We start from the raw sequence: 21743 nt of genomic DNA on the forward strand, positions 1-21743 counted from the left end.
TGGTTGTACGTTACGCGCGCGGCGCACGCGGGACAAGGCGACGTCATGCCGGCTGCGGACCCGGCGCGCGCGTCGGGCCTCGACCAGGGCCCGTGTCGGTGGCAGGGTCGAACATGTGTTCGTGCCCGAGCCGCGCGCCGCGATCCTCCACGCCGACCTCGACGCGTTCTACGCGTCGGTCGAGCAGCGTGACGACCCGCGCCTGCGCGGGCGCCCCGTCGCGGTCGGCGGCGGGGTCGTGCTCGCCGCGTCGTACGAGGCGAAGCGGCGCGGGGTGCGCACGGCCATGGGCGGGCGGGCCGCGCGCATCGCGTGCCCCGACCTGATCGTGGTGCCGCCCCGGTTCGAGGCCTACGTCGAGGCCAGCCGCGCGGTCTTCGAGGTGTTCCACGACACGACCCCGGCCGTGCAGGGCGTGTCGATCGACGAGGCGTTCCTCGACGTCGGAGGCCTGCACCGCCTCGACGCGACACCGCCCGTGGACGTCGCCGCGCGGCTGCGCGACCGCGTGCGGGACGAGGTCGGCCTGCCGATCACCGTGGGGGTCGCCCGCACGCCGTTCCTGGCGAAGGTGGCCAGCCGCGTCGCCAAGCCGGACGGCCTGCTGCTCGTGCCGCCCGACGGGGAGGACGCGTTCCTGCACCCCCTGCCGGTCGAGCTGCTGTGGGGCGTCGGCGACGTCACCGCGGGCCGGCTGCGCGCCTACGGGCTGCACACGGCCGGTGACGTGGCCGCGCTGCCGGAACCGGTCCTCGTCGGCGTGCTGGGGCCGGCGGCCGGGCGCCACCTGCACGCGGTCGTGCACGGGCGCACGCCCGAGCGGGTGGTCACCGACCGGCGGCGGTCCTCGATCGGCGCGCAGCGCGCGCTCGGCCACGGTCCGCACTCCCCCACGTTCGTGCGCTCCGCGCTGCTGGGTCTCGTCGACCGGGTCGCGCGGCGCATGCGCGGCGCGCACCGGACGGCGCGCACGGTCGTGCTGCGGCTGCGCTTCGACGACTACACGCGGGCGACGCGCTCGCACTCCTTCGCGCACGCCACCGACTCGGGCGAGCAGCTCGCCGCGGCCGCGACGGCGCTGCTCGACGACGCGGCCGGGCTCGTGCGCGAGCGCGGGCTCACGCTGGTCGGGGTCGCGCTGACGAACCTCGGCTCGGACGCGGCCGTGCAGGACACGCTGCCCCTCGAGCACGCCGACCGCTCCGCCCTCGACACCGCGGCCGACGCGGTCGCGCAGCGGTTCGGCAGCGGTGCGGTGGTGCGGGCGAGCCTGCTGCGGTCGGGCGACGGGGTCGCGGTGCCCCTGCTCCCCGACTGACGGCCGACCGCGCGCCGGCGAGGGCGCACGGGGCGCAGGCTCAGGTCCCGCCGTCGGTGGTGCCCGCGGGCACGCCGAGCTCGCGGCGCATGAGCCACCGCTCGCGGTGCCCGCTGTGCGCAGCCGTGGGTGCGGCGCGGTGGAACCCGGCCGCCTCGAACAGCTCGACGGTGCCCACGTAGCCCGAGACGACGTCGAGGCGCGTGCCCCCGGTCTCGGCCGGATACCCCTCGACCACCTGCGCGCCGTGCGCCCGCGCGTGCTCCACCGCGCCGGCGAGCAGCACGTGCATGAGTCCCCGCCGCCGGTACGGCGGCCGCACGACGAAGCACACCACGCTCCACGCGTCGCGCTCGTCGAGGAACGGGATGGTGCGTGAGCGCATGAGCCGGCGGTAGGTGCTGCGCGGCGCGACCGAGCACCACCCCGCGACCTCGTCGTCGACGTACGCGAGCACACCCGGTCCGGGCTCGGCGGCGCACAGCGCCCGCACGGCCGCGGGCCGCTCGAGGTTCGGCACGCGGGAGTCCCGGTAGGACATGCACCAGCACCCGCCCGCGTCGGGCCGGCGCGTGCCGACGACGGCGGCGAGGTCGTCGAACCGGCCGACGGCCGGGCGGACGTCCGGGGTCATGTCGTCACCCTAGGCGCGCGCACCGACACCGTCCCGGGCGGCACCCGTCAGCGGTCGCCGGGCGGCACCGCCGGCAGCGACACGACGAACGTCGTGCCCTCGCCGACCGTGCTCTGCACGTCCAGCTCCCCGCCGTGGGCGTCGATCACCGCCTTGGTGATCGACAGGCCCAGCCCGACGCCCGGGATCGCGCGACGCGCGGCGTTCGACGCGCGGAAGAACCGCGCGGTGAGGTCGCCGAGCTCGTCCGCCGGGATGCCGATGCCGGTGTCGGAGACGGCCAGGAGGGCACCGCCGTCCGGCAGCGGCGCCACCTCGACCCGCACCGAGCCACCCGGGGGCGTGAACTTCACGGCGTTGGACACGAGGTTGTCGACGGCCTGCCCGAGCCGCACGGGGTCGGCCACGAGCGGGGCGTCCTGCACGGCCGGGACGAGCGTCACGCCGGCCTGCTCGGCGGCCGGTGCGGCGGAGGCGAGCGACGCGCGCGCCACCGCACCGAGGTCGGTCGGCTGGGGCGTGATGGCGAACGTCCCCGCGTCGACCTGCGCGGACAGCAGGAGGTCGCTGACGAGCCGCAGCTGGCGCCGGGCGTTGCGCTCGACCACCTGGAGGTACTCGCGCTGCTCGTCGCTGAGGGGCTCCGTGCCGTCGAGGAGCAGCTCGAGGTAGCCCAGCACCGACGTGAGCGGCGTGCGCAGCTCGTGGCTGACCAGGCCGAGGAACTGGTCCTTGAGCAGCGCGGCCTCGCGCTCGGCCGTGACGTCGGTCGCCACGACCACGTACCCGCTCACCGACCCGTCGGGCTCCACCCGGCGCGTCACCGCGAGGCGGACGATGACGGTGGTGCGGTCGCCGCGCACGTACGTCCAGTCGCGCACGTCGGCGCTGCCGGCGCGGGCGGGCGCCACGAGCGCCTCGACCAGCTCGCGCTGCTCGGCCAGCGCGTCGCTGCCGCCGCGCGGCGGCGAGCCGCGGTGGCGCGGACGCCGCTCGTCGATCTCGGCCCGCACGTGGAAGTCGGTGAGGTGCATGCGGCCGACGACCTCGCCCTGCGCGTACCCGAGCAGGCGCTCCGCACCGGGGTTGAAGACCTCGACGCGCCCCTCCCGGTCCGTCGCGATGATCGCCTGCTCGGTGGCCGAGTCGATGACGGAGATCAGCTGGTCACGTGCGGCGCGCCGCGTGCTCGCCACCCGCTGCAGCGCCACCGCCGACTCGCGCGTGCGCTCCAGCAGCTCGGTCTGCGCGACCTGCAGCCCCTCGAGGCGGGCGCTGTACGCACGCTGCCGCTCGGTCGTCTCGTGCACGAACACGCTGATGGCGAGCGCGCTCGCGGCGACGAGGAAGCTGCGCAGCACGACGACGTCCTGGTCGACGGTCGGGTCCAGCCACGACGAGGCCGCCACGGTGGCGGCGGTCGCGAGCGTGGCCACCAGGATGCGGGCCCGGCCGGGGCGCGCGCTGAGGGTGATGACCGGCAGGTAGACGAGGGCGGCGTACGGCGAGCCGAGCCCGCCCGTGCCCATGCGCAGCGCCGCGACGGCGGCGATCTGCAGCAGCGGCAGCACGTCCTGGGCGCTGGGCCGCAGGCGCCGCCACGGCACGACGAGCGCGAGCACGAGGGACGCCAAGGTCAGCCCGCCCGCGACGACGACGGGCGCCACGGCGGTGACGTCGATGCCGGGCAGCCCGAGCGTCACGGCCGCCGCGGCGGACAGCACGGCGAACGGCAGCTGCCGTTCGAGGACGGTGCCGTCCGGCCAGAGCCGTCGGGTGAGCGCGCGCGGGAGGGGCGAGGCCGACGGCGCGCGGTCCGCTGCGACCCTGCCGCCCGGCGGGAGCGCGTGACCCGTGGTCAGCGGGGCGCGGTCCGTCACCGCGTCACGGCCTGGAGCACGACCGCGACCGCGGTGACCGCCGCGCCGGACGCCGACGCGACGACGACCCACCGCTCGGAGCGCCGGTTGGCGTCGATCTCGTCCCGGAGCGCCTCGGGGGTCAGCGTGGCCCACCGTCGGGTGCGCGGGGCGGCCGGCTCCTGCGCCCCGGCGTCCGGCGTGGGCGTCGGCGCGCTCACGCCGCCACCTTCCCCGTCTTGACGGTCTTCTCCCACACCATCGCGGCGCCCCGCCACTCCTGGACGTAGGCGTCGAGCGTGATGGCGCACAGCAGGGGCCCGTAGCCGACGACGTACAGCAGCGGGCGGGACAGCCACCCCACCGCGCGCCGACCCTCGAGGGCGCGCACGACCCGTGCCATGACCATCGAGACCGCGGGCCAGGAGTACAGCAGCAGGAGCCACGCCTCCCGCCCGTCCGGGCTGAGGCGCAGCCCGAACCAGCCGGGCACCACGACCTCCCAGAACTGCGGGAACCCCGCCGCGACGATGAGGACGAGCGCACCGAGGCCGGGGAACGTGAGCCCCTCCAGCCACGACCGCCGCGCGGTCTCGAGGTCGACGAGCAGCGCCGTGACCGTGAGGTACACGTACGCGGCGATGCCGACCCACCACAGGTTGCCGAACAGGCGCCCGGCCAGGGCCGGTTCCACGAGGTGCAGGCCGACCAGCCCGACCGACGACAGGATCAGCGTGAACGGCAGCACGTACGTCGAGAACCACACGAGCCCGAAGCCGAACGACCCGAGGCGGTGCGTGCGCGACGGACGGAACCACACCTTGCGGAACCGCTTGGTGACCTGCACGTTCCCGCGTCCCCAGCGGGCGCGCTGCTTCCACAGCGCCCGGACGGAGTCGGGCTCCTCGGCGAGCACGACCGCGGAGCCGTCGAACACGACGCGCCGCCCGTCGAGCTGCGTGAGGAACGTCGTCACGGTGTCCTCGGCGAGCGTGGTGGTGTCGATCCGCCCGCCGAGCGCCTCGAGGTTCGTGCGCGTGTGCAGCTGTGCGCCGCCCGCGAGGCACGCGAGCGCGCCGATGACGTTCTGCGCGCGGCGCGCGCACGCCTGGGCGGTCACGTACTCGTACCCGATGTACCGCGCCACGCCGCCGGGGCGCCGGCTGCCCTCCCGGATGTAGGCGGTCACCGCACCGATGGTCGGGTCGGCGAGGTGGCGGGTCATGCGGCGCAGCGCGTCGGGCCGGAAGATGACGTCGGCGTCCGTGATGAGCAGCGCCTGCATCCAGTCGTCGGCGAGCACCTCCCGGATGCCGTGGTTGAGCGTGTGCGCCTTGCCCTGGCCGCCCTGCGCGCGGCGCAGGTGGATGACGCGGCCCGGGTAGCGCTCGGCCTCGGCGCGCACCACGTCGGGCGTGTCGTCGGTGCTGGCGTCGTCGATGACGTACACGCGCAGCCGCTCGGGCGGGTACTGCAGCCGCATCAGCCGCTCGATCGACGCGTGCAGGACCGCGCCCTCGTTCCAGGCGGGGATGAGGACGGCCACGTTCGGCAGGTACGGCGCGGCCTCGCCCAGGTGGTTGCGCCACGCGTGCACGGGCAGCAGCGCGTACTGGTAGAGGCCACCGATCGCCGGGAAGACCCCGGCCATGACGCACGCGACGAGCAGGACGACGAGCGCGTCGTGGAGCAGGTCGCCGGTCATGCGGCGCCCCCGCCGAGCGGTGCCGGTGCGAGCGTGCGGTAGACGCCCACGTCGCCGGCGACGTGCGCGTCGGTGGACGCGACGAGCAGGACGCCGGCCCGTTCCCACCGCGCCCGCACGCGCGGGCCGGGGCACGCCCACTTCTCGTTCACCTCGGCGGGGGTGCCGGTGGCGACGAGGACGGCCGCGAGCGCGTCGAGCAGGTCGTCGGGCACGTCGTCCTCGGTGAGCCCCACCTTGGGGAGCACGGAGAAGGGGTGCGCGAGCTGGGCGCGCCCGGTGCGCTCCACGGCGCGCGCGGTCGCCGTGACGAGCATCTCGACGACGTCCCCGGGGCGCAGCGCGCCGGCGTGGAGCCGCTCGCGGACCGTGCGCGGGCTCCACGGCCCATCCGGACCGGGGAGCTGGTGGTCGGCGAGCAGGACGCGGTCGGGGCCGTCGGGCGTGCCGAGCGCGGCGAGGACGGAGGCGGGGGCGTCGACGCGTCCCGCGACGTCGAGCACCTTCGCCTCGACGCCGGTGAGCACCTCGAGCCCGTCGACCGGCGGCAGCGAGCGGACGGCCGCGAGCATGTCCGGCACGTGGGTCGACGTCACCCGCACGTGGTCGACCATGCGCACCCGCCGCAGCCCGGCGCGCCGCGCGGCGGCGAGGTTCTCCGCGGGCGTGGAGACCGCGTCGTCGGAGAACGTCGAGTGGACGTGGTGGTCCTCGTCGAGCGCGGGCACGGCGACGGGACCGGCGGCGGCTCTCACCGCCGCCCCAGGACGTCCTCGACGGGCAGGAACACGTCCTCGAGGTAACGGACGTTCGCGATCGCGCGGTGCGCCACCCGGTCCGGGACGGGCCGCCCGAGGACGGCGTCGAGCACGAGCGACGGCATGTCGACGCCGGACGCGATCGTGAGCGGCATGGCGCCGGGGAACCGCGGGTTGACCTCGAGCAGCGCGGGCGCACCGTCCGCGTCGCGCTTGAGCTGCACGTTCGCGACCGAGGTCAGCCCGACGGCGCGGGCGACGGCCGACGCGGTCTCCACGAGCTCGTCGTCGTGCAGCGTGACGCCGGCGACGGCCACGCCCGAGTCGACCCGCATCCGGGCCCGCGGGACGGCCGCGACGACGTGGCCGTCGGGCGCCGCGAGCACGTCGACCGAGTACTCGTCGCCCGGCAGGAGCTCCTGCACGAGGAGGTCCTCCTCGGCGTGCACGGCGTCGAGCTCGGTGGCCGAGCGGACCGTGCGGACCCCGCGCGAGCCCGCGCCGCGGCGGGGCTTGACGATGACGGGGAACTGCCACCCGCCCAGCGCCTGCGGTGTGCCGAGCAGCTCGGTCCGCGGCACGCGCACCGTCCCCCGGCACGCGGCCGCCAGGGCGAGCTTGTCGAGGCACGTCTCGATCGTCGCGAGCGACGGCGACGCCAGCAGCGTGCCCGCCGCGGCGAGCTCGTCCCGCACGGCGGCGAGCCGCGGGAGCTCCACGTCGACGGTCGGGAACAGCACGTCGACACCCTCGTCGCGGCACAGGGCCCGCACGACGTCGACGAAGTCGTCGGCGCGGCCGGCCGGGACGAGGCGCCGGTTCCCGGCCTGCACGAGGTAGAGCCCGCTGGCCCAGCGGTCCATGTCCGCCGCGACGACGTCGACGTCGCCACGGCGCAGCAGGGAGCGGATGACCGCGACGCCCGCCGGTCCGCCGGCTCCCGTGACCAGCACCCGAGTCATGCCACCACCCCGTCGTCGTGCTGCTGTGCGCGTGCGGCGGGTGCCGCCGCGCGGCCCGTGCCGCCGACCGCGGTCGCGGCGCGCACCGTCTCCAGCGGCTCGGCGTACGCACCCGCGCCGAACCGCGACCAGTACCGAGCCGTGGCCCGCACGACGTCGGGGGCCATGTAGTCGCGGTGCGCCTGCGACGCGAACGCGGCGAGCATCTCGAGCTTGGCGTCGAGGAACCCGTCGACGGGCACGAACCGGTCCGGGCGGTAGTCGATCGTCCCGGACGGGCTCTGGAAGCAGGCCAGCGACGGCACCTGCCGCGTCGCGACCGCGACGGCCTCGTGCACGGCCCGGTGGTCCTGGTGCCGGTCGTTGCGGGAGTGCGTGTAGCAGATCGTGGGTGCCACGTCGGCGACGGTCCGCTCGACGACCTCGATGAGCCCGTCGGCCTGCGCCATGCGCGTGTCCGGGAAGTCGTGCAGGAACAGCCGCGCGCCGATGACGGCGGAGGCGGCCAGCGCCTCGCGACGTCGCGCGTCCGCGTCCCCGCCGACCGCGCCGCCGGACATGGTCAGGACGACCACCGTGTCGCCGGCCGCGCGGTGCGACGCGAGCGTCGCACCGATGCCGATCTCGACGTCGTCGGGGTGCGCACCGACGGCGAGCACGACGGCGCCGGAGGACACGGTCGCGCGGCGGCGGCCCTCGGCGGCCAGGGCGGTCACCCGCTCGAGGAGCACGGCCGCGGCGAGGGGCTTGACGAGGAACTCGTCGGCGTCGCGCCGCAGCGCCTCGACCGCGTAGTCGACGCTCGCGAAGGCCGTCATGACCGCGACCGGCACGCCCGGCGCGCGGGACCGGAGCTCGACGAGCAGCTCCAGGCCGCTCATGCCCGGCATCTGGATGTCGGTCACGACCGCGTCGAACGTGCGCTGCGCGACCTCGGCCAACGCGGACACCGGGTCGTGCACGACGGTCACGGACATGCCGCCGCGCCGGCTCAGCACCGTGCGCACGTACTGCGCGGTGTCGACGTCGTCCTCGACGACGAGCACCTCGTACTGCTCCCCCGCCACCCTGGCTCCCCCCACCGGCTGGCGCAACGCTAACCCGCCCGAGCGGCCGCGGCACACCGCGCCCGTCCGGCGCGCACGCCTCTGACCAGGCACTTCGGGACGTTCGGGGACGAGGCGGGCACGCCGCGCACGCCCCGGCGCCGCGGGTGCGGCGGCCGGGGCGCGCGGTCGAGGCCGGGCGCGTCAGGGGCGCAGGCCCGCTGACTCCTCCCGCGCCGGGACGGTCGCGTCGGTGACGTCGGTCGTGGCCCGCTCGTCGCGTGCCTCGGCGACCTCGTCGCGGAACAGGTCCTCCGCCGACCCCGACTCGTACCTCGCCACGTCGAGGATCCCCTCCCGCTTGGCGACGATCGCCGGCACCAGCGCCTGTCCGGCGACGTTCACCGCCGTCCGGCCCATGTCGAGGATCGGGTCGATCGCCAGCAGCAGGCCGACGCCGGCCAGCGGCAGGCCCAGCGTCGACAGCGTCAGGGTCAGCATCACGACGGCCCCGGTGAGCCCCGCCGTCGCGGCGGAGCCGACCACCGACACGAACGCGATGAGCAGGTAATCCAGGACGGACAGGTCGACGCCGAACAGCTGCGCGACCGTGATGGCGGAGATCGCGGGGTAGATCGAGGCGCAGCCGTCCATCTTGGTCGTGGCGCCCAGCGGCACGGCGAACGCCGCGTACGAGCCGGGGACCCCGAGGTTCCGCTCCGTGACGCGCTGCGTCACGGGCAGCGTCCCGATCGACGAGCGCGACACGAACGCGAGCTGGATCGCCGGCCAGGCGCCGCGGAAGAACGCGCCGACCCGCAGGCCGTTGGCGCGCAGCAGCACCGGGTAGACGACGAGGAGGACGACCACGAGGCCCGTGTAGACCGCGACGGCGAACGTCGCGAGCGGCCCGAGCAGGTCCCAGCCGTAGGTGGCGACGGCGCGCCCGATGAGGCCCAGCGTCCCGAGCGGCGCCAGGCGGATGACCCACCACAGCACCTTCTGCACGACCGCGAGCGCCGAGCGGCTGAACGCGAGGAACGGCTCGGCCGCCGTGCCGGTGCGCAGCGCGGCGATGCCCACGACCAGCGCGATCACGACGATCTGGAGCACGTTGAAGTCGATCGACGTGTCGGCGCTCAGCGCGCCGTCGGCCCCCGCCTCGACGCTCGTCTCGCCGCCGAGGCCCAGGAAGTTGCCCGGGATCAGGCCGTTGAGGAAGTCGAGCCAGCTGCCGGTGGTGCCGGGCTCGACGGCCTCGTCGGTGCTCAGCGTCGTGCGGGCACCGGGCCGGAAGACCAGGCCGAGCGTGATGCCGACGGCCACCGAGATCGCCGCGGTGATCGCGAACCACAGCAGGGTCTGGCCGGCGAGGCGCGCCGCGTTCGTCACCTGCCGCAGGTTCGCGATGGACGCCACGATCGCCAGGAACACGAGCGGCGGGACGATCGCGCGCAGGAGCGTGACGAACGCGGAGCCGATCTCGCTCAGCGTGGTGGTCAGCCAGTTGGCGTCGCCCTCGGCGTTGACGGGGCCCATGCGCAGGGCGATCCAGCCGAGCAGGACGCCGAGGCCGAGACCGAGGAGCACCTGGACGGTGAAGGACGGCATCCGCAGGCGACGCCTCGGCTGCGCGGACGTGGTGGTGGGGCTGGAGGACACGGTGGGGCGCCTTTCGAGCGGGCGCGCGACGGCGCCGGTCGGCATGCGTGCCCGGTCTCGGCACGCGGCGTGCGGGGCGCCCGGGGCGGGCGCGTGGCTGTCCGGTCGCGCCGGACGGCGTCGGCCGAGCGCGCGGCTCGGCGCCGTTCAGCGCGGGAGATCAGCGCGGGAGGTCAGCGCGGGAAGGCGCGACAGAGCGCGCTGGCGACCCGGCGCAGGTCGACGGCGCGGCGCTCGATCGCGTGCCACGTGCTCACGTGGGTGTTCCCCCGGTCCGTCGTGACGGGCCGCACTGCCGTGGCCCCGTCCAGTGCCAACAGCGTCCCACCGGCGCGCATTCCGTGCGGCCGGGGCGGCCGGGCCGGCGGTCCCCGACGGGGCGCGTCCTGGTGTGCCCGCCCGCCCCGCTCCGCCCCTCCCGATGAGTTGGCGGCGGCGCGCGGGTCGGACGCAGGTGGACGCACGACGCGTCGAGCGATGCACCCACGAAGGAGCCACCCATGACCGAGACCGCCACCCACCGCATCCTCGAGGTGCCCGGCGCACGCATCGCGTACGACGTCCGTGGCCCCCTCCCCACGGCGGGTGAGCCGCCGCTCGTCCTCATCGGCCAGCCGATGGACGCGTCCGGCTTCGGCACGCTGGCCTCGCACTTCCCCGACCGCACGGTCGTCACGTACGACCCGCGGGGCCTGGGCCGCAGCACGCGCAGCGACGGGACCACGACGCAGGACCCGCGCCAGCAGGCGGCGGACCTGCACGCGCTGGTCGCGGAGCTCGGCGGCGGCCCGGTCGACCTGTTCGGGTCGAGCGGCGGCGCCGTGACCGCGCTCGCGTGGGTGACGGAGCACCCGGGCGACGTGCGCACCCTCGTGGCGCACGAGCCGCCGCTCCTGGGCGTGCTGCCCGACGCGGAGCACGCCCGCGCGGCGAGCGCACGCGTCGACGCGGCGTACCAGGCGCACGGCTGGGGCCACGGCATGGCCGCGTTCATCGCGCTGACGTCGTGGCAGGGCGAGTTCCCCGCCGACTTCCTCACGGAGCTGCCCGACCCCGCGGCGTTCGGCATGCCGGCCGAGGACGACGGGGGCCGCGACGACCCGCTGCTGTCGGGCGCCGCCGCGGCCGTGACGGCGTACGAGCCGGACGTGGCGCGGCTGCGGGCCACGTCGACCCGCGTCGTGCTCGCCGCGGGCATCGAGAGCCGCGACATCATCACGTGGCGCACGACGCACGCCCTCGCCGACCGGCTGGGCACCGACGTCGCCGTCTTCCCGAGCAACCACGGCGGGTTCCTCGGCGACGAGTTCGGCATGCCCGGCCAGCCCGAGGCGTTCGCGACGCGCCTGCGCGAGGTGCTCGCGGAGGGCTGACGCCCCACCGCACCGGGCCCGCCGCAGCACGGCGACGGGCCCGGCGGGCGTGCCGTGCGCCGTCAGCGCGTGCTGAGCACCTCGCCCACGAACCGCGCGGACCGCTCGCGCAGCCCGGCGACCCGGCGCGCGACGATCTCCTCGCGCACGGACTCGACGTCCGAGCCGGCCTCCGTGCGCGTCGGCGGGCGCCGCACGTTCGCGGAGCACAGGAAGTCGGTGCAGATCAGCGTGCCGATGGTGTTGCCGCGCCGGCCGGACGCGCCGCCGCGGCGGGCGACGTACAGCGTGACGTCCTCGGTGACGACGACGTCCTCGCACCACGCGCACACGGCGCGGCGTCGCACGCGTGCGGTGCGCTCACCGGAGCGCAGCAGCACGCCGGTCGGCTCGGCGTCGACCTCCAGGACGACGTACGCGGACAGGGGCGCCTTGCGGTCGCGCCAGCCCAGGTAGTCGAGACGGTCCCAGTCCAGGGCGTCCAGGTCGGGCAGGGTCGCCTGGGTGGCCTCGCGGCGGCTGGCGTTGACGAACGAGCTGCGGATCTGCTTCTCGGTCAGGGGGTGCATGTCGGGCTCGGCTTCCGTGGGTGCGGGCAGCCGCCGAGGGCCGCGGGCCTGCGTGCGCAGACCGACGGGCGCGCGGGTGCGCTGTCCGGAGGCAGCGCCGGGCCGGCGGTTCGGCGGCGGGGACGGACGTGCCGCGTCCGCTCCCCCGACGCGCCCGGGCCGTGCCGACGGCCGACGGCGGCACGCAGGTGCTGCCGCGGTCGGCGCCGTCACCGTGGCGGCGTGCGCGGCGGAGCCGTCGTCACGTCACCGCGGGAGGCGGTGGGTCCGGGGTGTCAGGGGCGCGCGACGCGATCGCGCGCGGACACCGAGCAGGCCTGCACGGCCACCTCGCGCTCCGCGGTCTCGTCCCGCACGTCTCGCTCCCGGTTCTCGGTCCTGCCCGTGCCGTCCGGCGAACGTGAGGGACGCGCGGACCGGACGAGTGTACGCCGCACGCACCGCGGCCCCTCCCGGAGCACTCCGGGAGGGGCCGCGAACGTGCGGTTCTGCGCTGAGGTCAGCGGCTGCGGCGCGAGCCGGCGCGGCTGCCCATCGACATGCCGACGGCTCCACCGCGCGACGCGGGCGCGCCCTCGCGGCGACGGCCGCCGTCAGCGCCCTGCCCGCCACCCGCGGTGCCGGCGCGACGGGCGTCTCCGCCCGGACGGCCACCGGTGCGCGCACCACCGGAGGTCGCGCCACCGGAGGTCGCGCCACCACCGCGGCGGCCACGACCGCCCGCGGCACCGCCGCCGCCACCGCCCCGGCGACCGGACGACGTCCGGACCGGCTCGGCGACGACGGGCGCCGGAGTGACGTGGGCGGCCTGCTCGCCGACCAGCGCCGTGAGCGCGGGGTCGCCGGCACGCACGCGGCGGGGCGTCACCTTGATGCCGGCGAGGCGCGTGAGCGTGCGGACCTCGGACTCCTCCTGCGGGAGGACCAGGGTCGCGACCGCGCCCTCGGACCCGGCGCGGGCCGTGCGGCCCGAACGGTGCAGGTACGCCTTGTGCTCGGCCGGCGGGTCGACGTGGACGACCAGCTCGACCTCGTCGACGTGGATGCCGCGGGCCGCGATGTCCGTCGCGACGAGCACCCGCACGCCGCCGTTGGAGAACGCCTCGAGGTTGCGCTCGCGCGCACCCTGGCTGAGGTTGCCGTGCAGGTCGACCGCGGGCACGCCCGCCGCCGTCAGCTGCTTGGCGAGCTTCTTGGCCTGGTGCTTCGTCCGCATGAACAGCACGCGACGGCCGGTGCCGGACGCGAGCTGGTGGACGACGTCCTTCTTGGCGTCGACGCCGTCGACGAGGAACACGTGGTGCGTCATCGCCGAGACGGGCGACTCGGCGCTGTCCACGGCGTGCCGCAGCGGGTTGCGCAGGAACCGCTGGACGATCAGGTCCACGCCGTTGTCGAGCGTGGCGGAGAAGAGCATCCGCTGCCCGTTCGGGTCGGTCGCGGCCAGGATCCGCTTGACGCCCGGGAGGAAGCCGAGGTCGGCCATGTGGTCGGCCTCGTCGAGCACGGTGATCTTGATCGCGGCGAGCGAGACGACGCCCTGCTTCATCAGGTCCTCGAGGCGGCCCGGGCAGGCGACGACGATGTCGACGCCGGCCTTGAGGACCGACTCCTGGGGACGCTGCGAGACGCCGCCGAAGATGGTGGTGACGTGCAGGCCGGCGGCCTTGGCCAGCGGCTCGAGCGTCGCGGCGATCTGCGACGCGAGCTCACGCGTCGGGGCCAGCACGAGCCCGCTGGGGCGGCCCGGCACGCGGCGCACGCCCTGCACGCCGGCGACGAGGCCGGCCAGGCGGGCGACGAGCGGCAGGCTGAACGCGAGCGTCTTGCCGGAGCCGGTGCGGCCGCGGCCGAGGACGTCGCGACCCGCGAGCGTGTCGGGCAGCGTCGCGGTCTGGATGGGGAAGGCGTCCGTCAGGCCACCTTGGGCGAGGGAACGGACGAGGACCTCGGGCACGCCGAGGGAGGAGAAAGTAGGCACAGGTTGGTCGCCTTTCGCGGCGTTCGTGGGGGCGTCCGCCAGCACCACGAGCCGGGACGCGGGCCTGCTCCCGAGTCGTTACCGGGGCGGGGCCGTGACCAGTGTGCCTCATGTTCGACCTGGACGCACCGACGACTCGCTCACACCACGGCCCCGCACCGGGCGGCGAGTGGGCGCGGGCCCGCCTCACGCGGCGTCCTCGCCCCGCGCGGTCCCCCACGCCGCGTCGTCCTGCTCGAGCACGACCAGCACGCTGCCGGGGCCGACCTGGGCGCCCGGCGAGGCGACCACCTCCCGCACCCGGCCGGCGGCCGGGGCCACGACCGGTGCCTCCATCTTCATCGCCTCGACGGCCAGGAGCGTCTGCCCCGCCTCGACCGTGTCCCCGGGACGCACGTCGACGCGGACGACGTTGGCGGCGAACGACGCCTCGACGGCCGTGCACCCCTCCGGCACCACGACCTGCGGCTCGGCGGGCGGCGCGGCGACGTCGTGGACGCGGTCGAGCTCCCCCGCCGCCGCCCACGCGTCGCGCTCCGCCCGGAACGCCGCGGCCTGCTGCTCGCGGAACCGCGCGATCGACGCCGCGTTCTCGGCCAGGAACCGCTCGTGGTCGGCGAGGACGAACTCCCCCTCCTCGACGCGCAGCGCCAGCCGCCCCGCCGCCATGTCGGCGCGCATCTCGAGGAGCTCGTCGGGCGCGACCTCGTACCAGCGGATGCGGTCGAAGAACCGCAGCAGCCACGGCGTGCCGGCCTCGAACGCGCCGCGCTGGCGCAGCGTCGACCACACGGGCACCGTCCGGCCGACGAACTGGTAGCCGCCCGGCCCCTCCATGCCGTAGATGCACAGGTAGGCACCGCCGATGCCGACGGCGTTCTGCGGCGTCCACGTGCGGGCCGGGTTGTACTTCGTGGTGACGAGCCGGTGGCGCGGGTCCAGCGGGGTGGCGACGGGCGCGCCGAGGTAGACGTCGCCCAGACCCAGCACGAGGTACTCGGCGTCGAACACCGTGCGGTGCACGTCCTGCACCGACGCGAGCCCGTTGACGCGGCGGATGAACTCGATGTTCCACGGGCACCAGGGCGCGTCGTCCCGCACGCCGTTCATGTACCGCTCGATCGCCTCGCGCGTCGACGGGTCGTCCCACGACAGGGGCAGGTGCACCGTGCGGCTCGGCACGCGCAGGTCGTGCGTGGGCGGCAGGGCGTCGTCCGCGGCGCGCACGACGTCGACGAGGGTGGCGACGCTCGTGACGGCCGGGTCGAGGTGCACCTGGAGGGACCGGATGCCCGGCGTGAGCTCGACGACGCCGGCGAGGTCCCCCGCGTCGACGCGCGCCTGGAGCGCCGTCATGAGGGCGTGCACGCGGATGCGGACGCCGAGGTCGAGGCGCATGGGCCCGTACTCGGCGAGGACGTTGGCGTCCCCGCTGCGCCGCAGCGTGAGCTCGGGCACGTCGTCGGTCGCGGCGCGGCGCGCGAGGATGCCGCCGTCGGTCACGGGGGCGCGGTCGGGGACCGCGTCGGTGAGCGGGGCGTCGGCGAGGCGCGCGGCCTGCGCGTCGGTGACGGGCACGAAGCGCACGGTGTCGCCCGGGCGCAGCTGCCCGAGCTTCCACAGGTGCCCGGTCGCGACGGTCGCCGGGCACGTGAACCCGCCGAGGCTCGGCCCGTCCGGCCCGAGCAGGATCGGCAGGTCGCCCGTGTAGTCGACCGCGCCGACGGCGTACGGCGTGTCGTGGATGTTCGACGGGTGCAGACCCGCCTCGCCGCCGTCGGGGCGGGCCCACCGCGGCCGCGGCCCGACGAGCCGCACGCCCGTGCGCGCGGAGTTGAAGTGCACCTCCCAGTCCGCGGCGTGGAACGCCTCGACGTCCTCGGGCAGGAAGAACTCGGGGGCGGCGTGCGGGCCCTCGAGCGCCGCGAGCTCCCACCGGTCGCCGATCGCCGGGCGCTCGGCCGGCGGCACGGGGGCGACGTCGTGCGGCACCGCCGGCGTCGCGAGCGGGACGAGGTCGCCCGTGCGCAGGGCGCGGCCCGTGACGCCGCCGATCTCGCCGAGGTCGAACGTGCTGGCCGAGCCGAGCACCGGGACGACGTCGAGCCCGCCCTCCACCAGCAGGTACGTGCGCATGCCCGCGGTCGCGGTGCCGATGCTCAGCACGGCGCCGGCGGGGACCTCGACCGGCTCCCACAGCGGCACGGGCGTCCCGTCGACGTCGACCGGTGCCGGCGCCCCCGTGACCACGACGCGCGCGGCGGTGCGGAAGCGCAGCGCCGGGCCCGTCATCGTGCACTCCAGGCCCGGGGCGCCCGGGGGGTTGCCCAGCGCCCGGTTGCCGGCCGCGAACGACCACGTGTCCATCGGCCCCGACGGCGGGATGCCCACCGGCCACAGCCCCACGCGGCCCGGCAGGTCCTGCACGGTCGTCAGCATGCCGGGGCGCAGCACCTCGAACCGCGGCGTGGCGTCGACCAGGCCGTCGAGCGTGCGCGTGCTGTGCGCGGCCGCGGCGACGTCCGCGTGGGCGGCGGCCACCCGCAGCAGGCCGAGGTTCGTCGCGACGCCGTCGACGCGCGTGGCCGCGAGCGCCGCGCGCAGGCCCGCCCACGCCGCCTCCCGGTCCGGCCCGTGCACGACGACCTTGGCCAGCAGGGGGTCGTAGTGCGTGCTGACCTGCGTGCCGACCTCGAGCCACGTGTCGACGCGCACGCCGTCGGGCAGCGCGAGGTGCGTGACGGTGCCGGCGCTGGGCACGCCCCCGAGGTCCGTGTTCTCGGCGTACACGCGTGCCTCGACCGCGGCGCCCACCAGCGCGGCCGGCGCCTCGTCGAGCACCGCGCGCTCCCCCTGCGCGAGCCGCAGCATCCAGGCGACGAGGTCGATGCCGTGCACGGCCTCGGTGACCGGGTGCTCGACCTGCAGACGCGTGTTCACCTCGAGGAACGCGGCCTCCTCGCGGTCGGGGTCGTAGACGTACTCGACCGTCCCGGCCGAGCGGTAGCCCACCGACGCGCACAGGTCCCGGGCCGCGTCGGTGATGCGGGTGCGCACGGCGTCGGGCAGGCCCGGGGTCGGCGTCTCCTCGACGACCTTCTGGTTGCGCCGCTGCAGCGTGCAGTCGCGGTCACCGAGCGTCACGACCCGCCCCGCGCCGTCGCCGAAGACCTGCACCTCGACGTGCCGGGCCCGCGCGACCAGCCGCTCCAGGAACACGGCGCCCGACGCGAACGCCGCGCCCGCGACCCGCCGGACGTCGTCCCACGCGCCCCGCAGGTCGTCGGGGCCGTGGCACGCGCGCATGCCGATGCCACCACCGCCGGCCGTCGCCTTGAGCATGACGGGGTACCCGACGGCGTCGGCGGCGGCGAGCGCCTCGTCGAGCGAGCCGAGCAGGTCGGTGCCCGGCAGCAGGGGCACGCCCGCGGCGTGCGCGGCGGCGCGCGCGGTGTGCTTGGCGCCGAAGACCTCGAGCTGCTCGGGCGTCGGGCCGACGAACACGAGCCCCGCGGCCTCGCAGGCGCGCGCGAACCCGGCGTTCTCCGAGAGGAAGCCGTACCCGGGGTGCACCGCGCCGGCGCCGCTCGCGAGCGCCGCGCGCACGACGCGGTCCACGTCGAGGTAGCTCTCCGCCGCGGGTGGCGGGCCGAGCAGGACGGCCTCGTCGGCGAGCTCGGTGTGCAGGGCGCCGCGGTCGGCCTCGGAGAAGACGGCGACGGTGCGCAGGCCCAGGTCGCGCGCGCTGCGCAGGATCCGCACGGCGATCTCGCCGCGGTTCGCGACGAGCAGGGTGTCGAAGCGTGCCATCACGCGGCTCCCTCGTCCGCGCCGGCGTCCTCGCCCGACCACACGACCATCTCGGCGCGGCTCGGGTCGAACCCGTTGCACGGGTTGTTCACCTGGGGGCAGTTCGAGACGACGACGAGCACGTCGCGCTCGGCGCGCACGCTCACGCGCAGGCCGGGCGCGGAGATCCCGTCCACGATGCCGAGCGCGCCGTCGGCGTCGACCGGCACGTTCATGAACCAGTTGACGTTCGACACCTGGTCGCGCTTACCCATCCCGTACCGCGACAGCTCGGCGAGGAAGTTGTCCGCGCAGGCGTGCTGCGCCCACGTGTGGTGGCCGTAGCGCAGCGCGTTCGACTCCTTCGAGCAGGCCCCGCCGAGCGTGTCGTGGCGCTCCACGTCGTCGTCGACGACCGTCAGGAGCGCGTCGCCGTCCGCCGTGCGCAGCACCGAGCCCCGCACGAGGAACACCGACCCCTGCTCCGCGAGCGTGGCCTGCGCGCTGTAGGCGTTCGCGGTGTCGTGCGCGTCGTAGGCGAGGAAGTCGACGGCCTGGTTGCCGTCGACGTCGACGACCGTCAGCACCTGCCCCCGTCGCAGCACGTGCGACCAGGGCGAGCGGGGCGCGACGGTCTCGCGGTGCAGCACGCGGCCGAAGGTGTGGCGCCCGGCAGCGCTCGCCGGGCTCGTCGTCGTGGTCATGCGATCCCCCGGGCGGTGAGGTGGTCGGTGGTGGCGAGGAAGGCGCGGCGACCCTCGGGCGTGGCGTCCCAGAGCGGGTCGGACGGCGCGGTCGGGGCGCCGCGCCAGGCGACGACGTCGACGGGGCCGCAGCTCCAGCGCTCGCGCGGGTCCAGCGGGTGCGCGGTGGCGGCCAGCAGCAGCACCGCGGGCATCTCGAGGCGGAGCACGACGCTCGCACCCGGCCCCGCGGAGCCGGTCGGCTCGGCCGTGCCGTCGGGCGCCACGCGCACGCCCTGGAAGAACGTCACGCACGGCGGCACGTCGCGCCGCGACAGCCCCTGCTTGGCCGCGGCGAGGACCAGCAGCTCGCGGCCGGCGGGCGACCCGCCGTGCGGGCCGGCGTCGCCGTACCGGCGCTCGTTGCGCGCGCGTGACGACGTGCCGAACACGGCGTCGTGGTGGCCGGACGTGTCCTCGACGACCGTCGCGAGCACGCGGCCCTGGTCCGACAGCAGCAGCTGCCCCACGCCCGTGTAGACCTGCCACTGCACCTTGACGGTGTCGGCCACGTTGAGGCGCTCGTGCGTCCGACCGGCGCTGTGCAGGACGACCGCGACGCTCGCGTCGCCGGTGACGTCCGTGAGGCGCACGTGCGTGCCGCGGGCGAGCTCGCGGTGGGCGTACCCGCCACCCGCGACCCGCTCCGCCCAGACGAGGTCGTCCGCCCCGGGGCCGACGGGCAGACCGCCCGCGAGCGCGGCGGCGGGGACGGCGGACGCGGGCAGCCACGGCCGCTCGGCGACGACCGTGCCCTCCTGCGCGCGGGCGTGGGCGCGGGCGCCCGCGGTGGTCGACGTCCCGGCCTCGCTCGTGGCGCTCATGCGCTCACCCCTTTTTCTGTCGGTGGACAGAAAGGAGCGAACACCGGTGCCGTGACGTCCCGATGTGCGCGGTGTTGCGCGGCTGTTACCGATGGCACGGGCGTCGTGCGCGGAGGTCCGCGCGGGCACGGCTGCTAGCGTCGGCGCCCATGCCCCGCCGCACCGGACGCCCGCGGACCGCGGGCGACTCCCCCACCGGCCTCGGCACGCGCGAGGACATCCTGCACGCGGGGGCGCGCCTGTTCTGCACGGTCGGGTACGGCAGCACCAGCACGCACGCGCTCGCCGAGGTCGCCGGCGTGCGGCAGGCCACGCTCTACCACCACTTCCCCGGCAAGCACGCGGTGCTGCTCGAGCTGCTGCTGGGCACGGTGCAGCCGTCCCTCGACGCCGCCCGTGCGCTCCTGCGCCGCGACGAGCCGGCCCCCGCCCGCCTGTGGGCGCTCGCGGCCGGCGACGTCCGGCTGCTGTGCGCGGGCGAGGACAACCTCGGCGCGCTGTACCTGCTCCCCGAGCTCGACGACGAGCGGTTCGCCGCCTTCCACGCCCGGCGCACCGAGCTGGAGGCCGCCTACCGCGAGCTCGTGGCCGCGTGCGGCGTGGCCCCGGACGACGTCGTGCGCACCGCCGCGCTCGTGCTCGGCCTGGTCGAGAGCGTCATCCTGCAGCGACGGCGCTCACCCGCCACGCTCGACGCGCGCACACCGGACGCCGTCGCCGACGCCGCGCTGGCCCTCGTCGGCCTCGAGCCGGCGCACCGTGCGGCGCACGCGGCGGCGGGGCGTCGCCTGACGGCGACCGCGGACGTCGCCGCGGGCTGAGCCCGCTGCCGCCCGCACGACGGGCGTGGACACCGTGCGCGACCGCCTTAACACGATCGTTTCGTGCGGGACGCGGGCCGGTCACACCCGCGCGGATGAATACGGGTCGAACGACAGAAACGCCGCGCTCGCCCGCCACCCGATCTCCGCCGCATCCCGCCGGGAGCCCTCATGATCATCGCTGGAGTGGGTCTGACCGTCCTGGTCGTCCTCGTCGTCGGCGTCGCCGTGGCCCGCAAGGTCGACGGGGACAGCGCCAACTACCTCGTGGCCGGGCGGCGCCTCGGCGTGCCGCTCGTCGCCGTCTCCCTCACCGCGGCGGCCGTCGACTCCAACGCCACGGTCGGCAACACCGACCTGACCTCCCAGTTCGGCTTCTGGTCGGGCGCCTCGCTCGCCCTCGGGCTGAGCATCTGCCTGCTGCTCACCGGCCTGTTCCTGGCCAAGCCGATCAACCGCATGAAGCTGTTCACGCTCGGCGACTACTTCCGCATCCGGTACGGACGGCCCACGGAGGTCGTGGCGTCGGTCGTCATGCTGCTCTCGTTCGTCACGCTGCTCGCGGGCAACCTCGTCGCGTGCGGGTTCCTCCTCGAGCGGTTCGCGCGCATCCCGTACGCCTGGGGCGTGCTCCTGTCGGTCCTCCTCGTGCTCGCGTACACGGTCGCCGGCGGGCTGTTCTCCGACGCCTACACGGCCGTGATCCAGACGGCCATCACGCTGGTCGCCGCGGTGAGCCTGCTCGCGTGGGTCGCCCTGAGCTTCGGGATCGTCGTGCCCGCGGGCATGGGCCCGTTCGACCTGGGCCAGCTGACCGACAGCGCGCAGGGAGCCCCCGTCAACTGGGCGACGCTCGTCTCGCTCGGCATCGGCGACATCGTCGCGATCGACTTCATGCAGCGCATCTTCGGGGCGAAGAGCCCCGAGGTCGCCCAGCGCTCCTGCTTCGCGGCGGCCGGCTTCACCGCCGTGATCGGCACCGTCTTCGCCCTGGTCGCGCTCACGGCGTCGGCCGTCCTCGGCATCACGACCGCCGACGGGCCCGTCCTCTACACGCTCCTCGCCGAGCACGCGCCGCCCCTCTTGGCGGTGGTGGTGCTGTCGGGCATCGTGGCCGCGTCGTTCTCGACCGCGTCCGGCGCGATCCTCGCCACGTCCGCGATCGCCGTGCGCAACCTGTGGGGCCGCCGGCGCATCGTCGTCGGGGGCGCCGACCCCCTGCTGCGCTGGACGCGGCTGGCCATGGTCCCGATCTGCGCGCTCGGCGCCCTGCTGGCGATCCGCGTCTCGCAGACCGGCATCCTGCTCACCCTCGCGTTCGACCTCATGCTCGCGTGCCTCGCGGCGCCGTTCGTGCTCGGGGTGTTCTGGCGGCGTCCCGGTGCGGTCGCGGCCCTGACCGCGGCCGGCGTCGGGCTCGTCGTCCGGCTGACGCTCCTCGCGCTCACCCCCACGCTCTACGGCGTGCCCAACGACCTGCTGTACGTGCCGAACACCCTGGTGGGCCCCGGGTTCGACGGGTGGGCCACGCTCGTCGCGGCGGTCGTGGGGATCGGCACGTACGTGCTGGTCGGGTGGCTGCGCCCGCGGCCCGCCGACGAGCGCGCGTCCGAGGCCGAGCAGCTCGCGGCGCTCGACCGCGAGCTCGCCGACGTGGAGCAGGGCACCGCACCCGCGGCGGCGGGAGCGGCCGCGTGAC

The 21743-nt window shown here is 75.9% G+C and carries 17 protein-coding genes; 4 read left to right on the forward strand and 13 right to left on the reverse strand.

The window, feature by feature from the left end; genetic code table 11:
• The first annotated feature begins 121 nt into the window (after positions 1-121).
• Entirely contained in the window at positions 122-1318 is a 1197-nt protein-coding gene (gene dinB / locus E5225_RS11740) for a DNA polymerase IV (protein WP_208012429.1), read from the forward strand.
• A gap of 40 nt (positions 1319-1358) precedes the next feature.
• Here the strand turns inward: dinB and E5225_RS11745 are convergent, their stop codons facing one another.
• The 8 genes from E5225_RS11745 to E5225_RS11780 form a co-directional block, all read right to left on the reverse strand.
• Positions 1359-1952 (reverse strand): GNAT family N-acetyltransferase, encoded by a 594-nt coding sequence (locus E5225_RS11745; RefSeq protein ID WP_135971861.1) that lies wholly within the window; start codon positions 1950-1952, stop codon positions 1359-1361.
• A 47-nt stretch (positions 1953-1999) separates the two neighbouring features.
• Positions 2000-3832, reverse strand: a complete 1833-nt coding sequence (locus E5225_RS11750) for a sensor histidine kinase (protein WP_243738021.1) — start codon at positions 3830-3832, stop codon at positions 2000-2002.
• The gene (locus tag E5225_RS11755; RefSeq protein WP_135971862.1) at positions 3829-4032 is read right to left on the reverse strand and encodes a hypothetical protein; all 204 of its coding nucleotides are present in this window, start codon (positions 4030-4032) and stop codon (positions 3829-3831) included. The genes E5225_RS11750 and E5225_RS11755 overlap by 4 nt, the downstream gene beginning before the upstream one ends.
• A complete protein-coding gene (locus E5225_RS11760) occupies positions 4029-5516 on the reverse strand; it encodes a glycosyltransferase family 2 protein (protein WP_135971863.1) in 1488 nt (495 codons plus the stop codon). Before E5225_RS11760 ends, E5225_RS11755 begins: the two co-directional genes overlap by 4 nt.
• A complete protein-coding gene (locus E5225_RS11765) occupies positions 5513-6271 on the reverse strand; it encodes a PHP domain-containing protein (RefSeq protein ID WP_243738023.1) in 759 nt (252 codons plus the stop codon). The genes E5225_RS11760 and E5225_RS11765 overlap by 4 nt, the downstream gene beginning before the upstream one ends.
• On the reverse strand, positions 6268-7236 hold the full coding sequence (locus E5225_RS11770; RefSeq protein WP_135971864.1) for an ATP-grasp domain-containing protein: 969 nt from the start codon (positions 7234-7236) through the stop codon (positions 6268-6270). Before E5225_RS11770 ends, E5225_RS11765 begins: the two co-directional genes overlap by 4 nt.
• Entirely contained in the window at positions 7233-8303 is a 1071-nt protein-coding gene (locus E5225_RS11775; RefSeq protein ID WP_135971865.1) for a response regulator, read from the reverse strand. Before E5225_RS11775 ends, E5225_RS11770 begins: the two co-directional genes overlap by 4 nt.
• A gap of 183 nt (positions 8304-8486) precedes the next feature.
• A complete protein-coding gene (locus tag E5225_RS11780) occupies positions 8487-9893 on the reverse strand; it encodes a dicarboxylate/amino acid:cation symporter (protein WP_243738041.1) in 1407 nt (468 codons plus the stop codon).
• 551 nt (positions 9894-10444) lie between these two features.
• On the opposite strand from E5225_RS11780, the gene E5225_RS11785 reads away from it, so the two are divergent.
• Entirely contained in the window at positions 10445-11317 is an 873-nt protein-coding gene (locus E5225_RS11785) for an alpha/beta fold hydrolase (protein WP_135971867.1), read from the forward strand.
• A gap of 62 nt (positions 11318-11379) precedes the next feature.
• Here the strand turns inward: E5225_RS11785 and E5225_RS11790 are convergent, their stop codons facing one another.
• From E5225_RS11790 to E5225_RS11810, 5 genes are all read right to left on the reverse strand, one after another.
• A complete protein-coding gene (locus E5225_RS11790) occupies positions 11380-11886 on the reverse strand; it encodes an FBP domain-containing protein (RefSeq protein WP_135971868.1) in 507 nt (168 codons plus the stop codon).
• A 499-nt stretch (positions 11887-12385) separates the two neighbouring features.
• Entirely contained in the window at positions 12386-13843 is a 1458-nt protein-coding gene (locus E5225_RS11795) for a DEAD/DEAH box helicase (RefSeq protein WP_425267379.1), read from the reverse strand.
• A 210-nt stretch (positions 13844-14053) separates the two neighbouring features.
• Entirely contained in the window at positions 14054-17677 is a 3624-nt protein-coding gene (gene uca, locus E5225_RS11800; protein ID WP_135971870.1) for an urea carboxylase, read from the reverse strand.
• Positions 17677-18360 carry an urea amidolyase associated protein UAAP2 gene (locus E5225_RS11805; protein ID WP_135971871.1) on the reverse strand — a complete coding sequence of 228 codons (684 nt, stop codon included), beginning with the start codon at positions 18358-18360 and terminating at the stop codon, positions 17677-17679. Before E5225_RS11805 ends, uca begins: the two co-directional genes overlap by 1 nt.
• Positions 18357-19223: an urea amidolyase associated protein UAAP1 gene (locus E5225_RS11810; RefSeq protein ID WP_135971872.1), complete on the reverse strand. Its 867-nt coding sequence runs from the start codon at positions 19221-19223 to the stop codon at positions 18357-18359. Before E5225_RS11810 ends, E5225_RS11805 begins: the two co-directional genes overlap by 4 nt.
• 149 nt (positions 19224-19372) lie before the next feature.
• On the opposite strand from E5225_RS11810, the gene E5225_RS11815 reads away from it, so the two are divergent.
• Both E5225_RS11815 and E5225_RS11820 read left to right on the forward strand, forming a co-directional pair.
• Entirely contained in the window at positions 19373-20044 is a 672-nt protein-coding gene (locus tag E5225_RS11815) for a TetR/AcrR family transcriptional regulator (protein WP_135971873.1), read from the forward strand.
• A 171-nt stretch (positions 20045-20215) separates the two neighbouring features.
• Positions 20216-21742, forward strand: a complete 1527-nt coding sequence (locus E5225_RS11820; RefSeq protein ID WP_135971874.1) for a high affinity choline transporter 1 — start codon at positions 20216-20218, stop codon at positions 21740-21742.
• Position 21743 lies beyond the last annotated feature (1 nt).

Source organism: Cellulomonas shaoxiangyii (genome assembly GCF_004798685.1).
Taxonomy (GTDB): domain Bacteria; phylum Actinomycetota; class Actinomycetes; order Actinomycetales; family Cellulomonadaceae; genus Cellulomonas; species Cellulomonas shaoxiangyii.

What these genes read in the sequence shown, in the direction of transcription:
- E5225_RS11745 (WP_135971861.1), bottom strand. Translation starts at nt 1,952, where the DNA reads ATGACCCCGGACGTCCGCCCGGCCGTCGGCCGGTTCGACGACCTCGCC.
- E5225_RS11760 (WP_135971863.1), bottom strand. Translation starts at nt 5,516, where the DNA reads ATGACCGGCGACCTGCTCCACGACGCGCTCGTCGTCCTGCTCGTCGCG.
- E5225_RS11770 (WP_135971864.1), bottom strand. Translation starts at nt 7,236, where the DNA reads ATGACTCGGGTGCTGGTCACGGGAGCCGGCGGACCGGCGGGCGTCGCG.
- E5225_RS11780 (WP_243738041.1), bottom strand. Translation starts at nt 9,893, where the DNA reads ATGCCGTCCTTCACCGTCCAGGTGCTCCTCGGTCTCGGCCTCGGCGTC.
- E5225_RS11785 (WP_135971867.1), top strand. Translation starts at nt 10,445, where the DNA reads ATGACCGAGACCGCCACCCACCGCATCCTCGAGGTGCCCGGCGCACGC.
- E5225_RS11790 (WP_135971868.1), bottom strand. Translation starts at nt 11,886, where the DNA reads ATGCACCCCCTGACCGAGAAGCAGATCCGCAGCTCGTTCGTCAACGCC.
- uca (WP_135971870.1), bottom strand. Translation starts at nt 17,677, where the DNA reads ATGGCACGCTTCGACACCCTGCTCGTCGCGAACCGCGGCGAGATCGCC.
- E5225_RS11805 (WP_135971871.1), bottom strand. Translation starts at nt 18,360, where the DNA reads ATGACCACGACGACGAGCCCGGCGAGCGCTGCCGGGCGCCACACCTTC.
- E5225_RS11810 (WP_135971872.1), bottom strand. Translation starts at nt 19,223, where the DNA reads ATGAGCGCCACGAGCGAGGCCGGGACGTCGACCACCGCGGGCGCCCGC.
- E5225_RS11815 (WP_135971873.1), top strand. Translation starts at nt 19,373, where the DNA reads ATGCCCCGCCGCACCGGACGCCCGCGGACCGCGGGCGACTCCCCCACC.
- E5225_RS11820 (WP_135971874.1), top strand. Translation starts at nt 20,216, where the DNA reads ATGATCATCGCTGGAGTGGGTCTGACCGTCCTGGTCGTCCTCGTCGTC.